The 23545-nt window shown below is 58.5% G+C and carries 16 protein-coding genes, 1 tRNA gene and 1 riboswitch; of the genes, 6 read left to right on the top strand and 11 right to left on the bottom strand.

The features are described from left to right. Positions 1–6: 6 nt before the first annotated feature. The gene (locus C7476_RS22990) at positions 7–1173 is read right to left on the bottom strand and encodes an acetyl-CoA acetyltransferase (protein WP_114432204.1); all 1167 of its coding nucleotides are present in this window, start codon (positions 1171–1173) and stop codon (positions 7–9) included. A 184-nt stretch (positions 1174–1357) separates the two neighbouring features. Here C7476_RS22990 and betC point away from each other — a divergent pair, with 184 nt between their 5' ends. From betC to betB, 3 genes are all read left to right on the top strand, one after another. Beyond that, complete coding sequence (gene betC / locus C7476_RS22985; protein WP_114432203.1) at positions 1358–2878, top strand: choline-sulfatase; 1521 nt, start codon at positions 1358–1360, stop codon at positions 2876–2878. Positions 2879–2892: 14 nt separating this feature from the next. Next, positions 2893–4542: a choline dehydrogenase gene (gene betA, locus C7476_RS22980; RefSeq protein ID WP_181872569.1), complete on the top strand. Its 1650-nt coding sequence runs from the start codon at positions 2893–2895 to the stop codon at positions 4540–4542. Between the two features lie 187 nt (positions 4543–4729). Continuing rightward, positions 4730–6193, top strand: coding sequence for a betaine-aldehyde dehydrogenase (gene betB / locus C7476_RS22975; protein WP_114432181.1), 1464 nt, complete (start codon positions 4730–4732; stop codon positions 6191–6193). Between the two features lie 153 nt (positions 6194–6346). Here betB and C7476_RS22970 read toward each other — a convergent pair whose 3' ends face one another. After that, positions 6347–8599, bottom strand: a complete 2253-nt coding sequence (locus tag C7476_RS22970; RefSeq protein WP_245426491.1) for an AGE family epimerase/isomerase — start codon at positions 8597–8599, stop codon at positions 6347–6349. Positions 8600–8792: 193 nt separating this feature from the next. Between C7476_RS22970 and C7476_RS22965 the strand changes: the two genes are divergently transcribed. Further along, positions 8793–8869: transfer RNA gene (locus C7476_RS22965), tRNA-Pro, on the top strand. A gap of 104 nt (positions 8870–8973) precedes the next feature. On the opposite strand, the gene C7476_RS22960 is transcribed toward C7476_RS22965, so the two are convergent. The 4 genes from C7476_RS22960 to C7476_RS22945 are packed head-to-tail and all read right to left on the bottom strand — an operon-like array spanning position 8974 to position 12342. Next, on the bottom strand, positions 8974–9756 hold the full coding sequence (locus C7476_RS22960) for an ABC transporter ATP-binding protein (protein ID WP_114432180.1): 783 nt from the start codon (positions 9754–9756) through the stop codon (positions 8974–8976). Continuing rightward, complete coding sequence (locus C7476_RS22955) at positions 9753–10553, bottom strand: ABC transporter ATP-binding protein (RefSeq protein ID WP_114432179.1); 801 nt, start codon at positions 10551–10553, stop codon at positions 9753–9755. Before C7476_RS22955 ends, C7476_RS22960 begins: the two co-directional genes overlap by 4 nt. After that, complete coding sequence (locus tag C7476_RS22950) at positions 10550–11365, bottom strand: ABC transporter permease (protein WP_114432178.1); 816 nt, start codon at positions 11363–11365, stop codon at positions 10550–10552. The genes C7476_RS22955 and C7476_RS22950 overlap by 4 nt, the downstream gene beginning before the upstream one ends. Next, positions 11362–12342, bottom strand: coding sequence for an ABC transporter permease (locus C7476_RS22945; RefSeq protein WP_114432177.1), 981 nt, complete (start codon positions 12340–12342; stop codon positions 11362–11364). Before C7476_RS22945 ends, C7476_RS22950 begins: the two co-directional genes overlap by 4 nt. A gap of 132 nt (positions 12343–12474) precedes the next feature. Between C7476_RS22945 and C7476_RS22940 the strand changes: the two genes are divergently transcribed. Both C7476_RS22940 and C7476_RS22935 read left to right on the top strand, forming a co-directional pair. Continuing rightward, positions 12475–12735: an antitoxin gene (locus C7476_RS22940; protein ID WP_114432176.1), complete on the top strand. Its 261-nt coding sequence runs from the start codon at positions 12475–12477 to the stop codon at positions 12733–12735. Continuing rightward, positions 12732–13136, top strand: coding sequence for a type II toxin-antitoxin system VapC family toxin (locus C7476_RS22935; RefSeq protein ID WP_114432175.1), 405 nt, complete (start codon positions 12732–12734; stop codon positions 13134–13136). Before C7476_RS22940 ends, C7476_RS22935 begins: the two co-directional genes overlap by 4 nt. 7 nt (positions 13137–13143) lie before the next feature. Here the strand turns inward: C7476_RS22935 and C7476_RS22930 are convergent, their stop codons facing one another. The 5 genes from C7476_RS22930 to C7476_RS22910 form a co-directional block, all read right to left on the bottom strand. Further along, entirely contained in the window at positions 13144–14760 is a 1617-nt protein-coding gene (locus tag C7476_RS22930) for an ABC transporter substrate-binding protein (protein ID WP_114432174.1), read from the bottom strand. A 13-nt stretch (positions 14761–14773) separates the two neighbouring features. After that, positions 14774–15940: a pyridoxamine--pyruvate transaminase gene (gene ppaT, locus C7476_RS22925; protein ID WP_245426490.1), complete on the bottom strand. Its 1167-nt coding sequence runs from the start codon at positions 15938–15940 to the stop codon at positions 14774–14776. Positions 15941–16111: 171 nt separating this feature from the next. Next, positions 16112–16990 carry a transglutaminase family protein gene (locus C7476_RS22920; protein WP_114432173.1) on the bottom strand — a complete coding sequence of 293 codons (879 nt, stop codon included), beginning with the start codon at positions 16988–16990 and terminating at the stop codon, positions 16112–16114. Between the two features lie 14 nt (positions 16991–17004). Then, positions 17005–19407, bottom strand: coding sequence for a circularly permuted type 2 ATP-grasp protein (locus C7476_RS22915; RefSeq protein WP_114432172.1), 2403 nt, complete (start codon positions 19405–19407; stop codon positions 17005–17007). 22 nt (positions 19408–19429) lie between these two features. Next, positions 19430–22765, bottom strand: a complete 3336-nt coding sequence (locus C7476_RS22910; protein ID WP_114432171.1) for a transglutaminase family protein — start codon at positions 22763–22765, stop codon at positions 19430–19432. Between the two features lie 525 nt (positions 22766–23290). Further along, a riboswitch (cobalamin riboswitch) is annotated at positions 23291–23502 on the top strand. Positions 23503–23545: the final 43 nt, after the last annotated feature.

Genomic DNA, 23545 nt, shown 5'->3' with positions numbered 1-23545 from the left:
CAACCCCTATTTTATCCGCTCGAGCACCGAAACATAATTGGCGACCGCTGCCCCGCCCATGTTGAAAATGCCCGCAAGCTTGGCGCCCGGCACCTGGATACCACCCGCTTCCCCGGTCAACTGCATCGATGACAACACGTGCATCGAGACGCCGCTGGCGCCGATCGGATGCCCCTTGGCTTTGAGACCGCCGGAAGGATTGACTGGCAGGCGGCCGTTCATGGCTGTCTGGCCTTCGAGCGCTATCCTGGCGCCCTCGCCCGGTTTCGCCAATCCCATTGCCTCATACTCGATCAGTTCGGCGATAGTGAAACAGTCATGCGTTTCGACGAAGGACAGATCATCGATGGTCACGCCGGCTTGTTCCAGCGCACGCTTCCAGCCCTCCGAACAGCCTTCGAACAGCAGGATATCGCGCTTGGAGATCGGCAGGAAATCCTGAACGTGAGCAGCCGCACGAAATGCCACGGCACGCTTCATCTTCAAGGCAGTCTGCGTGTCGGTCAGGACCAGCGCCGCCGCACCGTCGGAGACGAGGGAACAGTCGGTACGCTTCAACGGTCCGGCAACGAATGGGTTCTTCTCGCTCTCCTGCCGGCAGAACTCGTAGCCAAGATCCTTGCGCATCTGTGCATAAGGATTATTGACGCCGTTCTTGTGGTTTTTGGCAGCGATCATCGCCAAAGCGTCGGATTGATCACCGTATTTCTGGAAGTATGCGGCCGCGATCTGGCCAAAGACTCCGGCGAAACCAGCAGGAATCTCGCCCTCTTCCGGAAGGTAAGACGCTTTGAGCAAATTCTTGCCGATTTCCGGACCAGGCGTTGATGTCATCTTCTCGACACCCACGACAAGTACGACCTTGGCGTTGCCTGCACGAATGGTCTTGATACCCTGATGCACGGCTGCCGAGCCGGTCGCACAAGCGTTTTCAACACGTGTCGCGGGCTTGAAGCGAAAGGCGTCACTCGCCTGCAGAACCAGGCTGGCGGTGAAATCCTGGGGGGAGAAACCGGCGTTGAAATGACCCAACACGATCTCGTCGACGTCTTCAGGACCGATGCCGGCATGATCGAGCGCCCCTACCGCAGCCTTGACGATCAGGCTTTCGACAGTTTCGCCTTCCAGCTTTCCAAATGGCAGATGCGACCATCCAACGATACAGGCTGTCATTTCCATTCCTCCAGATATTTTCCTGTTGAGCTAACCATGAAACCCGCACGATTCAAGGTGAACCTGCATGCACGGTCAGAAATATCGGTCGTCATGCGGTGCGCAATGGCGTAACTGAAACAGCGACCATGATTGCCATATGGAAAATGTTATGCGGACGAATTTAGTTGCTGCCGGAGCCTGCATGAAGCCGAATATACTGATCCTGATGGTTGATCAGCTGAATGGAACCCTTTTTCCAGACGGTCCGGCAGAGTTCATCCATGCGCCATACCTCAGGGTATTGGCCAAGCGTTCGGCCCGCTTTGCGAATACATACACTGCCTCGCCGCTCTGTGCCCCTGCCCGTGCTTCCCTTATGTCGGGTCAGTTACCCTCGCGCACCCGCGTCTATGACAATGCGGCAGAGTTTGTCTCGGATATCCCGACTTACGCACATCATCTGCGCCGTGCTGGTTACTATACCGGCCTCTCCGGCAAGATGCATTTCGTCGGCCCGGATCAATTGCATGGCCTTGAAGAGCGCCTGACAACAGATATCTACCCGGCGGATTTCGGCTGGACACCGGATTATCGCAAGCCGGGAGAACGCATCGACTGGTGGTATCACAATCTTGGCTCGGTCACTGGCGCGGGCGTTGCCGAGACCACCAACCAGATGGAGTACGACGACGAGGTAGCGTTCCACGCACGACAAAAGCTCTACCAGCTATCGCGTGAGTCGGATGATGCATCGCGCCGGCCATGGTGCCTGACAGTTTCCTTCACTCATCCGCACGATCCTTATGTGGCACGGCGCAAATATTGGGATCTTTATGAGGGATCGCCTGCGCTTGATCCGAAGGTCAGTGCCATTTCGTTTGAAAAACAGGACCCGCATTCAAAGCGGCTGCTCGAAGCCTGCGAGCATCATTCCTTCGATATAACAGCCAACCAGGTTCGGCGGGCTCGGCAGGGCTATCTTGCCAATATCTCCTATATCGACGACAAGATCGGCGAAATTCTCGAGGTCCTGCAGACCACACGAATGCTGGACGACACGATCATCGTGTTCACCTCAGACCACGGCGACATGCTGGGCGAGCGTGGCCTTTGGTTCAAGATGAACTTTTTCGAAGGCTCGTCGCGCGTTCCGCTGATGATCGCCGGCAAGGGCATCATGCCGCAACTGATCAGCCAGCCGGTCTCGACGCTCGATATCAATCCGACGCTCGGTGCGCTTGCAGGAATCGATATCGCCGAAATCCTGCCATGGACCGATGGCGAGGATTTGACCCCTGTCATGCAAGGCAAAACGCGCGTCGGTCCCGTTCTGATGGAATATGCGGCGGAAGGCTCGAACGCGCCGCTTGTCTGCATCCGCGAAGGCGCCTACAAGTTCGTGCATTGCGAGATCGACCCGCCCCAACTCTTTGATCTTGAATCGGATCCGGATGAACTGACCAACCTCGCGACAGATCCGGCGCATGCCAAGCTGGTTGCAGATTTCACGGCGAAAGCCCGGGAGCGCTGGGATATGGCGCAGTTTGATGCCGCGGTGCGCGAAAGCCAGGCGCGGCGCTGGGTGGTCTACGAAGCCTTGCGCAACGGCTCCTACTATCCGTGGGATTATCAGCCCCTGCAAAAGGCTTCCGAGCGTTACATGCGCAATCATATGGACCTGAACGTTCTGGAAGAGAACGCCCGCTACCCGCGCGGCGAGTGAGCATGCAAAGTATTATGGAAGCAGATTTCGTCATCATCGGTTCTGGTTCTGCGGGTTCCGCGATGGCTTACCGCCTGTCGGAGGATGGCAAATATTCGGTGATTGTCATCGAATTCGGCGGTACGGATATTGGCCCATTTATCCAGATGCCGGCGGCACTGTCCTTTCCGATGAATATGAGCACCTATGATTGGGGCTTTATGTCCGAACCCGAGCCACACCTTGGCGGGCGCCGCTTGGTCACGCCACGCGGCAAGGTCATCGGCGGCTCCTCCTCGATCAACGGCATGGTTTATGTGCGCGGCCATGCCCATGATTTCGACCATTGGGCGGAAAGCGGCGCGAGCGGCTGGTCCTATGCGGATGTGCTGCCCTATTTCAAACGCATGGAACATTCGCACGGCGGCGAACCTGGATGGCGCGGCACGGACGGCCCCATGCATATACAACGCGGACGCCGGGACAATCCACTATTCCACGCCTTTGTCGCCGCCGGACAACAGGCGGGCTTCGAAGTTACCGAAGACTACAATGGCTCGAAGCAGGAAGGCTTCGGGGCGATGGAGCAAACCATCTACAATGGCCGCCGCTGGTCCGCGGCCAATGCCTATCTTCGCCCGGCATTAAAACGCAAAAACATGAATCTGGTCAATGGTTTCGCACGGCGTGTGATCATTGAGAATCAACGGGCGGTTGGTGTGGAAATTACCCGGCGCGGCAGGACGGAAGTGATCCGCGCCCGGCGCGAAGTGGTCGTCGCTGCCTCGTCCATCAACTCGCCTAAGCTGTTGATGCTGTCAGGTATCGGCCCCGCCGCCCATTTGAAAGAGCATGGAATCGATGTCGTTGCCGACCGGGCCGGTGTCGGCCAGAATCTCCAGGATCATATGGAAGTCTATATCCAGCAGGAAAGTCTGAAACCGATAACTCTCAATTCCAGGCTCGGGCTCTTCTCCAAGGCCATAATCGGCGCCGAATGGCTGTTCTTCAAGACCGGCCACGGCGCAACCAACCATTTCGAGTCCGCAGCTTTCGTCCGTTCGAAACCCGGCGTGGACTATCCGGACATCCAGTATCATTTCTTGCCTGCAGCTATCCGTTACGACGGTCGGGCCGCAGTGAAGGGTCATGGTTTCCAGGCGCATGTCGGTCCGATGCGATCGAAGTCGCGCGGGAGCGTGACGCTTCGCTCATCTGATCCGATCGAGAAACCCAGGATCGTTTTCAATTATATGTCGCATCCCGACGACTGGGTGGATTTCCGCCACGCCGTCCGATTGACGCGCGAGATTTTCGGACAGGCAGCACTAGATCCCTATCGCGGCAAGGAGATTTCACCGGGTGCACATGTGCAGTCGGATGAAGAGATCGATGACTTCCTGCGTGAGCATGCGGAGAGCGCTTTCCACCCCTGCGGCACCTGCAAAATGGGCTCGGCGAGTGATCCCATGGCGGTTGTCGATCCGCAGTGCCGGGTGATCGGCATCGAAGGACTGCGCGTTGCCGATAGTTCGATCTTCCCGCGCGTGACCAATGGCAACCTCAACGGCCCTTCGATCATGGCCGGCGAAAAGGCTGCCGATCATATTCTTGGCCGAGATCCCCTGCCTCGCTCCAACCAGGAACCGTGGATCAATCCGCGCTGGCAGGTGAGCGATAGATGAGCTATCCCGTGTCTAACCCTAAAGATTGCTATGCCGATCAAGGGCCCGGCTCAAAAATCCGTCAGGACGAGCCGAAAATGACGGATTGCGAGAACCGGAGCGGAGCGTACTCTTCGTACGTGAGCACCGGAAGCGCAGAAAGCCGACAATTTGCAGGCCGACCTCACGTATTTTTTTGGAGAACACCATGCGCGCACAGCCATTAGCATCGCATTTCATCAATGGCCGCTTCGTTGAAGACAAAGAAGGCAAGCCGCTTGATGTGATCTATCCTGCAACGGGCGAGATCATCGCCAGGCTTTTTGGCGCGACACCGGCGCTGATCGAGCAGGCGGTGCAGGCTGCCGCCGCAGCGCAACCGGCCTGGGCTGCACTCAAGCCGGTGGAACGCGGCCGTATCCTGCGCCGCGCCGCCGATATCCTGCGCGCCCGCAATGCCGAAATCGCTGAACTCGAAACACTCGATACCGGCAAGGCTATTCAGGAAACGCTGGTTGCCGATCCCGCATCCGCTGCCGATGCACTGGAATTCTACGGCGGCATCATAGCCGGGTTCAATGGCGAGATGATCGAGCTCGGCGGATCCTATGCCTACACGCGCCGCGAGGCTTTGGGCGTTTGCGTCGGCATCGGCGCATGGAATTATCCGATTCAGGGTGCAGGCTGGAAGTCCGCTCCAGCGCTCGCTGCCGGCAATGCCATGATTTTCAAGCCGTCCGAAAACACGCCGCTGTCGGCCCTCGCCTTGGCTGAAGTCTACAAGGAAGCTGGCTTGCCCGATGGTCTGTTCAACGTGTTGCAGGGTTTTGGCGATGTCGGCTCGCAGCTGGTGGATCATCCGCTCGTCGCCAAGGTCTCGCTGACCGGTTCGGTCCCGACAGGCAAGCGCGTGTTGGCACAGGCGGGCTCGCATATGAAGCACGCCACCATGGAACTCGGCGGGAAGTCGCCATTGATCATTTTCGACGATGCCGACGTGGAAAATGCAGTCGGCGGTGCACTCCTTGGCAATTTCTATTCGACGGGTCAGGTCTGCTCCAATGGCACGCGCGTCTTCGTACAGGGTGGCATCAAGGAGCAGTTCCTCGACCGCCTGACCACGCGCACCAAGGCCATTCGCCTCGGGGATCCGCTCGATCCGGAAATTCATCTCGGCCCCTTGGTCAATGCGTCCCAGCGCGACAAGGTCGTGTCCTATATAGAAAAGGGCAAGGCCGAAGGTGCGACGCTGCATTTCGGTGGTGGCGTCCCTCAGATGCAGGGTTTCGAGGGCGGGTGCTTCGTCGAACCGACCATCTTCACCAACGTAACTGACAATATGGTCATCGCCCGGGAAGAAATCTTTGGCCCCGTGATGGCAGTCCTTGATTTTCAGGAGGAGGACGAAGTCATCGCCCGTGCCAACGATACGGAATTTGGCCTGTCAGCCGGTGTGTTCACCAAGGATTTGTCGCGCGCGCACCGCGTGATAAGCCAGCTCATGGCCGGCACCTGCTGGATCAACACCTATAATCTCGCGCCGGTAGAAATGCCGTTCGGTGGCTTCAAGCAATCCGGCGTCGGCCGCGAGAACGGCCTCGCCGCACTTTACCACTACAGCCAGATCAAGTCGGTCTATGTCGAGACGGGCAACGTCGAGAGTCCCTATTGAGACGGCCAGTTGATTTTGCGTTTCTTAGGGCGTGGTTCGACAAGCTCACCATGAGGGAAGTTGGTGCTGCAAAATTCTAGTTCCCTTGCAATAGCTCACCCTCCCTCATGGTGAGCTTGTCGAACCACGCAGCACATAAGCAAAGGCAACATCTTATGCTGCCTTCTTCCCGACGTAGTCCACATACTGCGTTAGCGCGCTGACAAGGTGGTAAAAGATCGAGGCCGGAACGTCTTCGGCCTTGGCGCGACCGGTTTCGTCGATGAGGTCGATCCACAACCCCTTTGGCGCAGGCTCGATGTGCCAGCGGAAGAGACGTCCGACGCGCGCCTCCACCTCCGGTTTCAGATCCGGACCGCCATTGCCATCAAGCGCCATCGCTGCTTTGACTGCTTCTGTCTGCGGCCAACTGCGCGAATTCGTGTCGAGCGGCAGGCCGTGGCGCGAAACGGCGCCGTAAGCAAGACCCGTTGCCCGGTTCAGGCCGTTGGCGATGGCCGATGAATACAGCTTGCGGGCAAAGCGAATGATATCTTTCTGACCCGATGCCGCCGCAAAACTGACCAGAAGCGACGCCCATTCGAAATGGTGGCCGGGCTCGGTCCATTCGCCCTGCTCTCCCTGCGCACGCTCCCAGTCATTGTTGAAATACTCACCCAGCGTCCAGGTTTCCGCGTCGAACATGTGATGCCGGAAGAGATCGACGATGCGCGCCGCCCGCTGCAGGTAATCACGATTCCCCGTGACGGCATACCAGGCCAAAAATGCTTCCAGCAGATGCATATGCGGATTGGACCTTCGCAATCCCTTGTCATCCGGGGTTTCCAGAAATCCTGTCAGACGTGCGTCCGCAAGGTACTCATCGATGAAGACAAACGTCTCCGTGCCAAGCGCCAAGGCTCTCCTGTGCCCGGCCTTGTGCGCATGGGCGAGCGCCAGGAGCACGAATGATTGGTCATATGCATCTTCGGCAGGATCAAGAACGCTGCCGTCCGGATTGAATGTCCTGATCCAGCCGCCGCGATCCGTGCGCCCATTGGCTGTGATGAATTCTATGCCATGATCTATCAGCGCATGAGCCGGTCCGTCCCAGCCCATTTCGTGGGCCACGGCAAACGCGTAGATCTGCCGCGCCATCGTGCGCATGCGTTTTGGTTTCGTGATGGGCGTCGCGTCAAACGACATGGCTTCGTGAAAGCCACCATGGCGATCGTCCACGCCTACGGTAGACCAGAGCGGAAGGGTCTCGCTGAAAAGCCAGTGGCGAACCCTGTTGCCGTAGGCGCCGACTTGTGGCAGGCGATCCTGTGCCGGTGTAAATTTTGTTTCGAGGCGTCCGGTCTTTTCCAGTTGCTCGACGATCTTGCGGACATTCTGACTCTCGTTGACCGGTGCAACGAATGTCGCATCCGCGGTTGCAACCACGGCTGTATCGCGCAAGCCCACTGCAGAAAGCAAGCGGCCATCACTGCGCAGATAGCTGTGCTCGCAATCGATAGCCACAACATCGCCGACAATCACATTGCCATTGCCATCGACCGAACCAACCTCCAGCAGCGATTGCCAGGAACCAAGATCATTCCAGCGGAATTTCGCCGGAACGAGTGCGATATCCGAAGCCCTTTCCATGATGGCATAGTCGACCGAAATGGACGGAACGGCCGCATAGAGATCGTGCGGCAGATATGTGCCGGATATGTTCGTGTCCGCCTGGTCTAGGGCAGCAATAGCGCCATCCCAGATATCGGCGGCATATGTTGTGAAGGCATCGCGCATAGTACTGGCGCGGAAGAGGAAAATACCCGCATTCCAGAGGAAATTTCCGGATTCAAGATATTGCTTGGCGGTCTGCTCATTGGGTTTCTCGACGAAACGTACGACATCGCGGATGCCCTCCGTCAGCGGGCCGACTTCGATATAGCCAAAGCCGGTTTCTGGCCGGTCCGGCTGGATACCGAAAACGACGATCCGCCCGGCTTTCGCCGCTTCGACACCTGCCTCGACTGTATTCCAGAAGTCACGATCCGTGGTGATCTCGTGATCCGAAGGCACGACCAGGACCAGTTCATCGCCATGTTCGCGCAGTGTCACTTCCGTTGCCAGCACGACTGCAGACGCCGTGTTGCGGCCCATCGGTTCGAGAATGGGTCGACCGCCGGCAAGATCGATTCCGGCAAGATCCTGGCTGATACGGTTTGCATGCCGTTCCGAAGCCAGCAGATAGACCGGAACCCTGCCCGCTTCGACCCGTGCGCCCATTCGCTTGACCGTCCGCAACAGCATAGATCCCTGCCCGGAAAGATTGTGGAACTGCTTGGGGAAATCCTCGCGCGAGAGCGGCCAGAGCCTCGAACCGACACCGCCGCTCATGACAAAGCTGATGATCTTTTGTTTTCCTGCCGCCATCGATCGCATTCCCGCTGTTCGAGCGCCCCAACCTTTGCTTGTCTAATCGATACAAGACTTTTCGCTTCGATCACAGTAGGCAAATTGGCTGTTACCCGGGTGCAATCGAATTACCACTGCCTTAATTGAAATGTGAGCAGCAAACGACTTGCAGGGGCTGAAACCGGACGTTATAAACCGCGCCTACTGGTCACGGAGTGTAGCGCAGCCTGGTAGCGCACGTCGTTCGGGACGACGGGGTCGGAGGTTCGAATCCTCTCACTCCGACCAGTCAGAACCTGAGCTTTCTACTCCCCGGATGCATTCACCCATGGCTTCAGCCGACCCGCTGGCCAGCCAGTCTTCAGATGGCCTTCAGGTGGAGCAGTACGGTCTTATCTGATCAACCGGGGTACGGCATCGATCAAAAGCCGCGTCGCTTCTGCTTGCGGTGCGGCAAGCACGCCTTCCGTAGTGCCGTTTTCGACGATACGTCCCTCATCCATCACGATCATCCGGTCGGCGAATGCCCGCACGACGGCAAGGTCGTGTGAAATGAAGAGGTAGGCGACACCCGTCTCATCCTGCAGATCGAGGAGCAGGTTGAGGATTTGGGCGCGCACTGAAACGTCGAGTGCCGAGACAGGTTCGTCGAGCACGATGAGATCAGGGTTGGTCAGGATTGCCCGGGCGATAGCGACCCGCTGGCGCTGGCCACCGGAAAGTTCGAGCGGCAAGCGTTGTTTGAACCCGGTGCCAAGGCCAACGCGTTCGAGAACCGCATCAATGGATGTATCAAAATCCTTTGGTTCGGCAAGTCCATGGACCCGCAAAGGATCTTCCAGAATGCGGCGGACACTGGCACGCGGATTGAACGCAGCCAGCGCGTCCTGAAACACCATCTGGAACTGGGAACGCATGCGCCTCAGGGGTTCGCCATGCAATCGCGTGATATCCCGGCCATGAAGCTGGATAGAACCCGCTTCCGGGTTTGCAAGCCGCATGATCAGCCGCGCCAGCGTCGTCTTGCCGGAACCCGAAGCGCCGACAACGGCCAACGTTTCACCACGCGCGATCGAAAAAGTCACATCCCTAAGCCCTGCCGCGCCGCGATCTCCAAAGCGCTTGGCAAGGTTGTTGACCTCCAGAACCGGCAATGCACGCGCGCTTTCCGTCATTGCAACGCGCTCGCATCGATTTCGGCAAGCCGCTTGCGCCGTGGTGTATCCAGCGCAATATGCGTGCCGATCAACGCTCTTGTATAGGGATGCTCCGGTTGGCCAAGCACCTTGGCGGCCGAACCCCACTCCACCAGCCTGCCCTTGTAAAGCACCGCAATCTGGTCAGCCCGTTCGGAAGCCAGCGCGATATCGTGCGTGACGAACAGCAGCGTCAGGCCGCTATCACGCACCAGTTCATCGAGCAGATTGACGATGTGTCTCTGGACGACCGTGTCGAGTGCGCTGGTTGGCTCGTCGGCGACGAGCAGCGAGGGATTGCCCGCCAAGGCGGCGGCAAGCGCAATACGTTGCTTTTGTCCACCGGAGAACTCGTGCGGGTAGCTGTTGAGCCGAGACAGGGCCTTCGGGATACGGACACGGTCAAGCAATTCCACCGCCCGGACCCGCGCCGCTATCCAGCCTGTCCTCTCATGCGTCATCACCACTTCGGCAATCTGGTCGCCTATCTTCATCACCGGATCGAGACTGCCGCTCGGGTCTTGAAACAGCACGCCAATGTCCTTGCCGAGTTTCGGCCAATGCGAGAACCCCGGAAATTCGATCGCACCCTCTGTTCTCGCCGATTTGGGCAAGAGGCCAGCAATGGCCATGGCGAGTGTGGACTTCCCCGAGCCGCTCTCGCCAATCACCGCCAGCCTGCCGCCCTTCGCGAGATCGAGAGATACATCATGCAAGGCGGCGGTCTGGCCATAGTTCACACAAAGATTCCGGACACGCAGATAAGTCTCTGTCATGGCTGCAATCTTTCGGTCCGTGACAGCCCTCGCCCAAGCAAATGTGCGCCCAGAACAGTGACCACCAGAGCGATACCCGGAACGATTGAAAGATATGGCGCGGCGCGCAAGACAGTGCGGCCCTCGGCGATCATGCTGCCCCATGTCACCCGGTTCGGATCGCCGAAACCGAGGAACGACAGTGCAGCTTCGATCAGGATCGCGGCGGCGACGGAAATGGCCGCTAGCGACGCGGCGGGTCCGAAGGCGTTGGGAAGCACTTCGCGGAAGGCGATTTCGAGCGGGCGCATGCCGAGTGCGCGCGCTGCGGCAACAAAATCGCGTTCGCGCAGTGACAGCACCTCGGCCCGCGTCACGCGGGCTGCCTGTGTCCAGGTGCCAAGGCTGATGGCAAAGATCAGCGTCGGAACGCTCGGGCCAGTGACGCTGATTGCTGCCAGGGCCAATAGGAATGCCGGCACGGTCTGGAAAGCGTCGGTGATGCGCATCAGCACCGTGTCAGCAAGACCACCCAAATATCCGGCCAGTGTGCCAACGATGCTACCAACGACCAATGCGACAGCCGCAGAAAAGCAGGCGACGAGCAGTGTCGTGCGCGTGCCATGCAATAGCCCGCCAAGCACGTCACGGCCAAGACGATCGGTACCGAGTATATGTGCAGCGGATGCAAAGGGCCGCAACATCGGCTCGCCTGTAATCGCCAGAGGGTCACCCGGCGCGATCCATGGCGCCAGCAATGCCATGAGGAGGAGAGCCGCGAGCACAACTGCGCCTACCCGTCCTTCCCGGTTCAGCATCCGCCAAAACGTCATCGCCCAATCCTTACGCGCGGATCAAGCTTGCCATAGGCGAGATCGACGACGAGATTGACGATGATCACCGTGATGGCGCTGCAAAGGATGACCCCGAGTAACAGCGGCGTATCGCGGCGCGCCACCGCTTCTGCCGCCAATCGGCCGAAGCCCGGAATAGCAAAGACACTCTCTACCACGACGCTGCCGCCCAGCATCGCTGCCGCCTGCAAACCAAGCATGGTAACCACCGGCAAGACTGCGTTGCGCGCTACATGCCGCCAGGTGATCCGCCCCCGGCTCAACCCACGCGCTTTCAGTGCGTTGACGAAAGGATCGCGCCAGATCTCGCTCATCCGGTCGCGCATCAAGCGCAGGTAAAGCGCGAGGTAGACCATGGCGAGCGAGGCAACTGGCAGGATCAGATGCGCACCGATGTCACCTATGCGCGCAAGACCTGTCTTACCGGATGCGACTGATTCAATACCGCCGATCGGCAGCCAGCGCAGATCGACGGCGAAGATCACGATGAGCACCAGACCTAGCCAGAAGCCCGGAACCGCATAGAGCGCGAGCGAGCTGGTGGACAAAAAGCGGTCGCGAAACGATCCAGGATTTGCTCCGGCGACCACGCCGAGCAGCGACCCGAGGAAGAAGGCCAGCGCTGTGGCCACGCCCATGAGCAACAACGTAATCGGCAGTCGCTCCAAAATGACCGAGGCAACAGGTCGTTCGAAGGCTGTGGACCAGCCAAGATCGCCTCGGGCAAGCGCCGACGCGTAGGCCTTGAAACGGTGAGCTGGACCTTGATCGAGACCCCATTCCTGGCGCAGTTGTGCAATCTGTTCCGCATCCATGCTGCCGGATCGCGCCACATAGGAATCCACCGCATCGCCGGAAGCAGCCTCAAGCAGGAGGAAGCTCCCAGCCAGCACCAGCGCGAGAACCGGAAGCGCCGTTGCGAGACGTCTCAGGAAAAAGGAAACGAGAGGCGGCAAGGAGAACTCCGGCTGGCGCGAATACCCGTTGAGTCTAGAGGGATTGCCGGGGAAAAACAAACGAGTTTGCACGAACAGACTAAGTCGTATATACACGTCAGTATATACACTTCTCGCTTACAGGATATGCACATGCCGCAGATTGCAAAAGTGTTTAACTCCGGCAATTCGCAGGCCGTTCGCCTGCCGAAAGAATTCCGCTTGAATGTCGACGAAGTTGAAATTTCTCGCGAGGGCGACGCGCTCATCCTGCGTCCCCACAAGACCGACAAGGAGGCCTGGAGTTCGCTTAAAGCGGCTCTCAACCACGGATTTAGCGAGGACTTTCTAGATGGAGGCCGCGACCAACCATCGGAGCAGGACCGGCCAGAACTGGACGACCTGTTCAAATGATGCGCTATGTTCTCGATACCAACGCCGTCATTCACTTGGTCTCGCGTAGATCGGACACTTTGGTCCGCCTCATTCTCGAAAAACGCGAAGGGGAGATTGGTATCCCCTCGATCGTTGCGCACGAACTCTATTTCGGCGTCTATAAAAGCCAGAAAATTTCCTTCAATCTGGAAGCTCTGCGCCTGCTTCTCACTGATTTTCCCATTCTGGAATTCGATCAGGAAGACGCACGCGTATCGGGAGAGTTGCGTAGCGTACTCGCTCAAACCGGTGCGCCGATAGGGCCTTATGATGTACTTATCGCAGGGCAAGCGAAAGCCCGTGACTTGACCGTCATTACCAACAATGTACGCGAGTTCAAAAGGGTGGACGGCCTGAAGGTCGAGGACTGGACGGCCTAGGTTTCCCCTACTCCTTCAACGACACATCCGACCAGTTCGAAACCGCCCAGCGCGGATTGTTCGATACGTTCTGCACGCTGTCGCGCGCCACGGTAATGAAGGAGAATTCGGCGACGTTGATCAGCGGCAGATCGTCGGCCACCTTCTTCTGCAGCTCCTTGTAAAGCCCGGCGCGCTTGTCGGCATCGATCTCGGAGGCGGCATCCTTGATCAGCTTGTCGACTTCCGCGTTTGCATAACCATACTGGTTGGAGAAAGGCACACCCGCTGGTAGTCCGCTTTCGAACAGGATCGTCGTCGAGATCGCCGGATCGGACCGATAGACCGGCGTTGCGACGGTAATGTCGAAATCATGATCCGTGTAGACCGCCTTCAGGTGTGCTGGCGTATCATTGCTGACGATCTGCGCATCGACGCCGATCTTGGCCAGCGCTTGGCGAAGATAATCGCCGAACTGCTTGGTTTCATTGAAGAAAGGCGCCGGCAGCAGCTTCAGCTTGAAGCGGTTTCCGTCCGCACCGCGTTTGTAGCCAGCCTCATCCAGCAAGGCCTCGGCTTTCGCAGGGTCAAAAGCGTACTTCGTCACATCGGGTTCGAAAAATGTCTTGTCGTAGGCCGGCACCGGTCCGGTCGAAGACTTGGCATAGCCGAGGAAGATCGTCTTGACGACGAAATCATGATCGATCGCATGCGCCAGCGCCTGACGCACCTTGACGTCAGCGAGTTCCTTGCGGCGATGGTTGATTTCGACAATCAATTGATAGGTAAGTCCCTCATAACCGTTGGAATAGACCTTCAGCCCCGGCACCTTGGAGATGCGTTCGAGGTCCGCGAGCGGAACGGCGGAGAATGCAGCCAGCTGGATCTCCTCGGCTTCGAGCGCATTGCCTGCCGCGGCACGGTCCGGCAGGAACTGATAAACAATCTCGTCGAGCGAGGGCTCATCCTTCTGCCAATAGGCGTCGTTGCGCTTGAGCAGGTAATATTCGCCAGGCTTGTATTCGCCGAACTTGAATGGCCCGGTGCCGACCAGTTTTTGATTGGCCGGATTCTTGCCAATATCCGTACCCTCATAAAGGTGCTTCGGCACGACCGAGGTGACCACTGGCAGAGCGTTTCGGATGAGCTGGAATGGCGTCGGCTGGGAAAATTTGAAGACAGCGGTGTGATCGTCGGGCGTCTCGACACTTTCGAGGTTCTTGAACACCACCCGCCCCAGATTCTGTAGCTTCTTCCAGACTTCCAGTGCCGAAAAGGCCACATCCGCCGAGGTGAATGGCTTGCCATCGTGCCAGGTAACGCCTTCGCGCAGTTGGAACGTGGCGGTGAGTCCATCAGCCGATCCCTCCCATGCGGTTGCAAGTCGCGGATCAAGACCATCCTTTCCATCATAGGACTGTTCGGCCAACGGCTCGATGACCTTGCTGGCGACGAAGAACACACCATTTGAAGCGACGATGGCGGGATTGAGGTTTGCCGGTTCGCTATCTCCAGCGACGACGAGACGCCCGCCTTTGACAGGCGTCGCAGTCTGCGCACGAGCCCATTCGGGTAGAACCATCATCGCTCCGGCACTCGCGGTCGTCGCGAGAAAATTGCGCCGGTTCAACAGGATACGGGACATTGTTGCAATCCTCTCAATCGGCTGAAAATGGTTCGGATAGAATCCCGCTCAACGCGGCAATGAATTGTCGGGCGAAGTCCGGCTGTGCCGAAGCGCCCATATGGCCAACACGGAGCACCTGGCCCGCCGTCTCCCCGCGCCCGAGCGAGACAAGAATGCCATGGTCGTGCAACAAGCGATCGCGCAGCGCCACATCGCTGATGTTTTCCGGCACCTTGAAAACGGTCGCCGTTGCAGAGCAGAAAGCTTCTTCCTTTGGCCACAAGGGCAGCCCAAGCTCGAACAGGCCCTTTCGCGTGATCGCCGCGGTCAGCGCATGGCGGGCCCACACGTTTTCGGGGCCCTCCTCCACATAACGGTCGAGCGCGGCGTTCAGCGCATAAATCTCACCAATGGAAGGCGTAACCGGAAAATGCTTTCCGGGTTCCGATGCATCCTTCCAGGCAAGGAGGCTGAGAAATGAGTTTACCGGCGCGTCCGGATTGGTTTCGATCTTCGCCCAGGCACGGTCGCTCATCGCAATCAGGCTCAAGCCAGGCGTGCTGCCAAGACATTTCGACGGCGACGTGATGAAGATGTCGGCATGCGCTTCCTGCGGATGCACGTCCATTCCGCCGAAGGATGACACGGCATCGACGATGAGGTAGGCGCCATGCTCCGCGACGATCGCACCGATTTCGTGCAAAGGATTGAGCGTGCCTGACGGCGTGTCGTGGTGGCACAGCGCCACAACCGAGATATCTGGCCGCTTTCTCAATACCTCGCGAATCGCCTGCGGATCGATGACATCATCATAGGGTACGGCGAGCTCGATGACTTCCTTGCCATAGCGTGATGCCCAGATGGCAAAACCTTTGCCATAGACACCGGAAACGAGGTTGAGAACGACATCTTTTTTCGAGATCAATGCGCCTGCCGCCGCCTCGATCCCAAGAATAGCCTCACCCTGCATGATCACCGGAGCAGTATCGCAGCGAAGCGCCTGACGCAGCTTTCCAGTGACGTCCGCATAGAAGATTTGAAAAGCCGGGTGATAGTCATAGAGCACCGGCGATCCCAGTGCCGCAAGGACTTCAGGATAGGCAGGAACGGGACCAGTGGTGAGCATCAGGGGCGGATTGGGAAGCATGGTGCAGACCATATTCTCGGGATTTCCAGAAACCAAGAAAAACCATTTCAATCATCTTTTTCCGGTCAGCAAATTCATTGTGCGTGGTTCGACAAGCTCACCATGAGGGGTGCTGCGTATGGCAGCGAGATATACACTGCGACGTCACCGATTGGCGTGCAACCAAACCATCTCCCTCACGGTGAGCTTGTCGAACCACGTACAAGGATTCCTGCCATCATTTTACTCCAGCGGGATCACATCGACAGACTGCTTGCCTTTCTGCGAACCGCTTGTCTTGAGCACACCCACAATGGGAGACACATCGGAATAGTCGCGGCCATAGCCGATGGTGATGTGATCGTTCCCCGCCGCCATGTTGTTGGTCGGGTCTAATTCCTGCCATCCCGCTTCGCGCCCGCACCACGCACGCACCCAGGCGTGCATAGCGTCAGCGCCTTCCAGCCGCTCCTTGCCCGGCCGCGGGATTGTTCGGAGAAAACCGCTGACGTAACCGGCGGGAATGCCAAGTCCGCGCAGCCCTGCAATCATCACGTGGCTGAAATCCTGGCACACACCCGCCTTCAGATCGAATGCCTGGCGCGCAGTCGTGCGCACGTCCGTCGCATCACCATCATAGGTGAAGTCCGCATGGATGCGCTTGTTGAGATCATTGACCACCTCCATCACCGTACGCGCATCGACAAGACTTTGCGCGGCGTAGGCCGTGATATCCGGGTCGATCGCTGCATGAGCGCTCGTGGCCAGGAAATGGTGCGGCGCATCGGCGGCAATCGACCAGACACTGCGTATCTCCTTCCGTAGCCGGGCAAGATCAGGCGAAACGTCGAGCATGTTCTGTGGCCGGGTAACATTCACTCGGGCAGCCATGGTCACATCCAGCGTCTCGTGTGGATTGCGATAGACGATCGAGGTCACACTGTTGGAGAAAAAGTCCGTGAATTCAGATCGTTCCGCTGAAACCGGATCGAACGAAAGGCTGGAGGCGACAATGCGTTGAACGTCGGGCATCGCCTGCGGCATGACCCGGATGTGATGCCGCCCGCCTGCGGCAGACCGTTCGTAATCATAGTGAAGATGAAGACGGATGTTGTAGAGCATACTAGGCCGGACCTTCAGGCGAAATAGGTGTCGGAAATCATATTGGAAAGATTACCCAGTTCGAATGCTATCGTCTCGAGCTTCTCGGGCGTGAGTTCGCTTGCCTCCATAATCGCGAGCTCGGTGTGCAGACGCAGCACTTCCTTGGAAAACAGAGGCATGTGAGTGTCCGCATCACGCGCCGGCAGCAGACCAAACTCCGTCTTGAGCGCGTCAAGCTGGAAGATGATCGAGCGCGGATTGAGTGGATCGAGTCCCAGAAGGTCAAGCACGCTGAGACGGCCTGAATAGACGCTGTACTGGCGCCGATGGGTCATGACACTGTCGCCGATCTCGAGCAGCATTTCCAGCGCTCCCTCGGCCGCATCATGGTGCGACAAGGTTGCGAGAAGGCGGGCCATCTGGATGCCACGCTCCACCCGGCGGCCGATTTCGAGGAAGCGCCAGCCGGTGAAACGATACATGTTTTCATGCACAAGGCCCGAGAACCCTGCAAGCTTGCGCAGGATGATGGTCATGGCGCGCGTGGCGTCATCGCCTGGAGAAACCGCATCGGAGAAGCGGTGGATCGTCTTCGAAAGATCCCGTAGCGCCAGCCAACCATCCGGCGAGAAACGGTCGCGAACGCGGCCTGCACTCAACATGGCGCCGTCAATGGAGCGCTGCAGTCCCTTTGGAATTGCCGTATCGAGATTGACGCCAAGCGGCTTCAGGTAGGCGCGCATTTCGTCAAGCAGCGGAGTTTCCATATTCGCCGCTTCGGCATAGCGGGCATGGCAGGCGCGTAAAATCCGTGCTGTCCCTTCAGCGCGTTCGATATAGCGCCCCATCCACATCAGGTTTTCGGCAGAGCGGCTAGGCAACGTGCCCGGCACATTACGCCGGAATGTGTCACCTTCGCGCGGCAGCAATGTATCCTTGGGCACCTGTCCACTGCTGGTAATCCAGACATCGGCAGCCTGCCCGCCCCGCTGCATGGCAATCGCGGCGGTGTCCATCGTCCGTCCAACCCGGGCAAAGCCGCCAGGCATGAAGCTCCAGCCGTCCTTGTGGCGCGCCGCAAAAACGCGCAGCACGAATGGCCGCGGTTCGAGCTTGCCATTGACATAGACCGGCGTGGTCGAAAGCGTGACTTTTTCCTGGCCGACCAGTCCGCGCCCGTCTTTCTCCAGCCGGGCGAGAAGCGCGGCCCTCGCATCCGCATCGAGCGAGGAGCCAAGCACGGTCGTGTCCACGTCCTCGAATGGCAGCCGCGTCGACAGCGCCGGGCCGATCATCATCTGGTCGATCCGGTCCATGACATGCTTGCGCTCCTTTTCCTGCCCGCACCACCAGGTGGCGATGCTTGGCAGCGCGAGATCGCGATTATGCAACGCTTTGGAAATTGCAGGCAGAAACGCCAGCAAAGCACGTGTCTCGAGTATTCCGGAGCCAAGCGCGTTGACCAGCGAGACTGATTGCTGACGCAATGCACTGACAAGGCCGGGCGTGCCGATCCACGAGTCGGTTTTAAGCTCGAGCGGATCCATATATGCGGCATCCATCCGCCGCCACAGAACGTCGATAGGCTTGAGACCGGAAACGGTACGGACCATCACCCTGCCCTTGCTGACCGTCAGGTCATCGCCTTCCAGAAGCATGAAGCCGAGATACCGGGCAATATAGGCATGTTCGAAATAGGTCTCGTTGTTGGGTCCAGGTGTCAGGATAGCGGCGCGTCCCTGTGGATCGGTAACGAGGCTCTGCAGCGAATCGCGGAAATCCTTGAAGAACCCCGCGAGACGGTGCACGTTCATGGCACCGGAAATATCCGAAAGTGCGCGTGTCGTTGCCACCCTGTTTTCCAGCGCGAAACCGGCACCGGAAGCCGCCTGCGTGCGATCACCCAGCACCCACCACCGGCCATCAGGCGCACGCCCAAGTTCGAATGCGCAAAAATGCAGGAAATGGCCGCTCGCCGGTTTTACGCCTGCCAGCGGATGCAGGAATTCCGGATTGGAGGCAATCAGATCAGGCGGCAATATTCCATCGCGGATCAGTTTTGTCTCGCCATAGATATCGGCGACGATCTCCTCCAGGAGGTCGGCTCGTTGTGTGAGACCGGCAGTGATTGTCTGCCAATCCGCCTCATTGATCAGAATCGGTATATGCGCCAGCGGCCACTCGCGTTCCTGCGTGCCGTTCTCGTCATAGACGCGGTAAAACACACCGGCATCGAGCAAGTACTGGTTGGCGCGGGCAAAACGTGTCGCGAGCTTTTCAGGACCAATCTGGTCGAGCGTATGGAGCAGTGTTTCCCAGCCCGGCCGCACCGCCCCCGATGGATCGATCATCTCATCGGCTACGTCAGGCAGGGGCTTATAGCTTGCAAGCAGGCCGGAACTTGCGCGAAATGGAGCTTGGCTCACCTTTGACATCGTCGCTTTTCGATACCTGTGTTCACACGCGTGGCCTTCGCAGATCAAGTGTCATCGGAAACTCCGCTGCGGGCTGTTCCTTTCTGAGCTCGTAAGCTCCGGCCGTGTGCCCGCGCGGCTCAAACCGGGTAAGCCTGCGTGCTTCCGCCTCGTTTGAATTCACGGGAAACGTATCATAGCTGCGCCCGCCCGGATGTGCGACATGATAGACGCAACCGCCGATAGCACGTCCGGACCATTGATCGTAGAGGTCGAACACCAGCGGCGTATTGACCGGGATCATCGGGTGGAGACCGGATCGCGGCTGCCACGCCTTGTAACGGACGCCGGCGACGGCGGTGCCTTGCACGTCGGTCATTTTCAGCGGCACTTCGCGACCATTGCAGGCGACGCTGTGGCGGGCAGGATTGAAGCCTTCGACCTTGACCTGAAGCCGCTCGACCGAACTATCGACGAAACGCACCGTACCACCAATCGCGCCCTGCTCTCCCATGACGTGCCAAGGCTCCAGCGCCTGGCGTAATTCAAGCTTGATGCCCTCATTCTCGATTTCACCGCAGAACGGAAAGCGGAACTCTAGTTGCGCCTCGAACCATTCCGGGCGGAAATCAAAGCCGTTCTGGCGCAGATCGGCCAAAACATCCAGAAAGTCCTGCCAGACGAAGGCCGGCAGCATGAAGCGGTCATGCAACGTGGTGCCCCAGCGCACAAAACTCCCCTCGATCGGCGTATTCCAGAACCGCGCGATCAATGCTCGCACCAGCAATTGCTGCGCGAGGCTCATACGGGCGTTGGGCGGCATCTCGAATCCGCGAAACTCGACCAGGCCCAGCCTTCCGGTCGGGCCATCGGGAGAAAACAGCTTGTCGATGCATATTTCCGAGCGATGCGTATTGCCCGTCACATCGACCAGCAGATTGCGAAACAGGCGGTCGACGAGCCAAGGCAGCGGCGGCGTGCCCTTGCCGGGTAACGGCACCTGCGCCATGGCGATCTCGAGTTCGTAGAGGCTGTCGTGACGCGCTTCATCGAAACGCGGCGCCTGGCTGGTCGGCCCGATAAACATCCCCGAGAACAGATAGGAAAGTGAAGGATGGCGCTGCCAGTGCAAGACCAGGCTCTTCAACAGATCAGGTCGGCGCAGGAAGGGACTGTTGTTCGGTGTCTCGCCACCGACCACCACGTGATTGCCGCCGCCTGTACCAGTATGGCGACCGTCGATCATGAATTTGTCGGCTCCAAGCCGCGTCTGCCGCGCCTCTTCATAAATCGCGGTCGTTATGTCGACGCATTCGCGCCAGTTCGACGCCGGGTGAATATTCACCTCGATGACACCGGGATCTGGCGCAACACGAATGACATTGATGCGAGGGTCCTGTGGCGGGCCATAACCCTCGATATGGACGGGTATCCCCAACCTTGCCGCTGCAGCTTCAGCCGCGCCAACAAGTTCGAGATAGTCTTCCAGCGCCTCCACCGGCGGCATGAAAACGCTTAATCGGCCATTGCGCGGTTCAACCGAAATGGCCGTGCGCACCGCGCCGCCGATTTCACCGAGCTCCTGTTCGACACGCTCCTGCTGGGTGCCCTCGGCCGCAGTGAACGAGGCCACGGTCTGCGGCGCATCCCGTACCGCGCCTCCAGGCTCAGCAACCGAATCCGGCAAAGGACCCCGCTCGACAGATGGGTCTACGGGCACGATAAACGGGTATTCGGATGGGGGAACATGCGGCAAGGAACCGAGCGGCAGGCGATAGCCAACAGGCGAATCACCCGGCACCAGAAAAAGCTTGCCACGACGGGTCGTCCATTTCTCGCTGCGCCAGCGCGGACCGGCGGCAGCCTGGCTGTTCCAGCGCTGCACGGGGAGCACGAAACCTGTCGGTTCCGTCAGTCCGCGTTCGAAGACGCGTGCCATGCGGCTGCGCTCTTCCGGATCCTTGAGCTTGGAATTGGAGGGATCAACGTTGGCGGGCAGATTGCCTTCCTTGACGATCCATTCGGCCGGGTCTTCGTAGGCAGGCGTGACCATCTCGTTCTCGACGCCGAGCACCTCGGCCATGCCGGTCAGAAGTTTGCCCGCATCGTCCGGTTTGATCTTTGCCACGCTGTTCTCGGCTGCAATCAGATCCGGATTGATCCAGATCGGTTTGCCGTCCTTGCGCCAGTAGAGGGAGAACGTCCAGCGCGGAAGGCTCTCGCCGGGATACCACTTCCCCTGCCCGTAATGCAGGAACCCGCCCGGAGCGAAACGCTCGCGCAGGCGGCGGATAAGCTTGTCTGCCTTTTCGCGTTTGGTTGGGCCGACAGCATCGGTATTCCACTCTCCGGATTCGAAATCGTCGATCGATACGAATGTCGGCTCGCCGCCCATGGTCAGGCGCACATCGCGCTCTTTGAGAAACGCGTCCACCTTTTCACCGAGTGCATCCAGCGCTGTCCAGGATTCATCGGAGAATGGTTTGGTGATGCGCGGGTGTTCGGAGACGCGTGTAACACGCATATCGAAGCCGAATTCGACATTCGCGGGTTCCGCCATGCCGGAAATCGGCGCCGCATTGCGGTAGTGCGGGGTGGCAGCCAGCGGCACGTGGCTCTCCCCAGTCAACAGACCCGATGTCGGATCAAGGCCGACCCATCCAGCACCCGGCAGATAGACCTCGCACCAGGCATGAAGATCGGTGAAATCCTCCGCCGTGCCGGCGGGCCCGTCCAGCGAAACAAGATCGGGCTTCAACTGGATCAGATAACCGGAAACAAACCGCGCCGCGAGACCAAGATGGCGTAACGCCTGCACCAGCAACCAGCTCGAATCACGGCAGGAGCCTGTACGCACGTCCAGAGTCACTTCCGGCTCCTGCACACCGGTCTCCATTCGAATGACATAGCCAACTTCGCGCTGGATACGCGCATTGAGATCCACGACGAAATTCACGGTGTTTGTCGGAGCACGATCGACCGTCGCAAGAAAATTCGAGAGCAACGGGCCGATCGGCTCGGGCTTCAGATAGATCGACAAATCGTCCTTTATGTCGTCGGGATAGGCAAAGGGCCAGGTCTCGGCGACGGGTTCGACAAAAAAGTCGAAGGGATTGTAGACTGTCATGTCGGCGATGAGATCGACTTCGATCTTCAGCTCCGTCACCGGCTCCGGGAAAACGAAGCGCGCCAGGAAATTGCCGTACGGGTCCTGCTGCAGATTGACGAAATGGTTGGCCGGACTGACCTTCAGCGAATGACTCAGAACTTTGGTCCGGGAATGAGGCGCAGGTTGCAGGCGGATCACTTGCGGCCCGAGCATGATCGGGCGGTCATATTTGTAATGGGTCAGATGATAGACTGCTGCGTGAATTGCCATGTCGCCTCAAATTTTTTTCTGAAATGCTTATCCCCGAAGAACCGTAGCCTACTCTACGCCTTTGTTAAATGTCCCTGCCAATTATTTTAGCACATCAGACCGTTGCCGCATAAACGGGCTTGGCCACACAACTTGGAACGCCGTCGCGACCTGACGAATGCAACCCTGCATCCGTTGCCGCCAAGGTCGATCACAGGCACCTTCGTCGAGTTTTGTGAGTGAAGCAGAGAACACCGAGCCAGCCGGTGTATCGGAGATGATAGGCCTCTCCGAGCTAGAGCAAGGGCCTTGCTCGCAAGACAGGAGGTGACGCTATGTGGTTTCTACCACTGCGTATCACCCTGGAATTGAAAAAGACCCGGACGAGTTGGTCAATAACGGTCCGGGTCCACTTTCAATAAAACCAGGAAAACGGAAGGCAGGCGAAAGCTTGCCTTCCACTCCCTTCCCAAACATAGCATTTCTCGACTTTTTTCCAAGCTCTATGTGTTTCAGCGAAAGAGGTTCCCTTCGAACGTTCTTTCCTCTACTGGTTATTGTGATGGTTTCTCCGGCAAGACAACGCTGGAGATGAAAAGGGAACACGGTGAGGCGTACCCAAAAGGGACCGAGACCGTGGCTGCCCCCGCAACTGTAAGCGGTGAGTGAGGCTCGATAGCGCCACTGGTGAAAACCGGGAAGGCCGGGCCAAACCGAGACCCGCGAGCCAGGAGACCTGCCATCAATACTGAAATTCGAACCGGACGGGGTGTGCCGGGAGCGATGCGATGTTTCCCGCTG

The sequence above is a fragment of the Phyllobacterium bourgognense genome, from assembly GCF_003337575.1.
Lineage (GTDB): Bacteria > Pseudomonadota > Alphaproteobacteria > Rhizobiales > Rhizobiaceae > Phyllobacterium > Phyllobacterium bourgognense.
Note: the sequence above shows the minus strand (reverse complement) of the source record. Positions and strands in the feature narration are given on the sequence as shown.

Excerpts from the sequence above, each read along its gene's own strand:
- C7476_RS22955 (WP_114432179.1), bottom strand. The coding sequence starts at position 10,553 with ATGACAGAGACTTATCTGCGTGTCCGGAATCTTTGTGTGAACTATGGC.
- C7476_RS22940 (WP_114432176.1), top strand. The coding sequence starts at position 12,475 with ATGCCGCAGATTGCAAAAGTGTTTAACTCCGGCAATTCGCAGGCCGTT.
- C7476_RS22970 (WP_245426491.1), bottom strand. The coding sequence starts at position 8,599 with ATGGCGGCAGGAAAACAAAAGATCATCAGCTTTGTCATGAGCGGCGGT.
- C7476_RS22910 (WP_114432171.1), bottom strand. The coding sequence starts at position 22,765 with ATGGCAATTCACGCAGCAGTCTATCATCTGACCCATTACAAATATGAC.
- C7476_RS22950 (WP_114432178.1), bottom strand. The coding sequence starts at position 11,365 with ATGACGTTTTGGCGGATGCTGAACCGGGAAGGACGGGTAGGCGCAGTT.
- C7476_RS22960 (WP_114432180.1), bottom strand. The coding sequence starts at position 9,756 with ATGACGGAAAGCGCGCGTGCATTGCCGGTTCTGGAGGTCAACAACCTT.
- C7476_RS22990 (WP_114432204.1), bottom strand. The coding sequence starts at position 1,173 with ATGACAGCCTGTATCGTTGGATGGTCGCATCTGCCATTTGGAAAGCTG.
- C7476_RS22930 (WP_114432174.1), bottom strand. The coding sequence starts at position 14,760 with ATGTCCCGTATCCTGTTGAACCGGCGCAATTTTCTCGCGACGACCGCG.
- betA (WP_181872569.1), top strand. The coding sequence starts at position 2,893 with ATGGAAGCAGATTTCGTCATCATCGGTTCTGGTTCTGCGGGTTCCGCG.
- C7476_RS22935 (WP_114432175.1), top strand. The coding sequence starts at position 12,732 with ATGATGCGCTATGTTCTCGATACCAACGCCGTCATTCACTTGGTCTCG.
- betC (WP_114432203.1), top strand. The coding sequence starts at position 1,358 with ATGAAGCCGAATATACTGATCCTGATGGTTGATCAGCTGAATGGAACC.
- C7476_RS22920 (WP_114432173.1), bottom strand. The coding sequence starts at position 16,990 with ATGCTCTACAACATCCGTCTTCATCTTCACTATGATTACGAACGGTCT.
- betB (WP_114432181.1), top strand. The coding sequence starts at position 4,730 with ATGCGCGCACAGCCATTAGCATCGCATTTCATCAATGGCCGCTTCGTT.
- C7476_RS22915 (WP_114432172.1), bottom strand. The coding sequence starts at position 19,407 with ATGTCAAAGGTGAGCCAAGCTCCATTTCGCGCAAGTTCCGGCCTGCTT.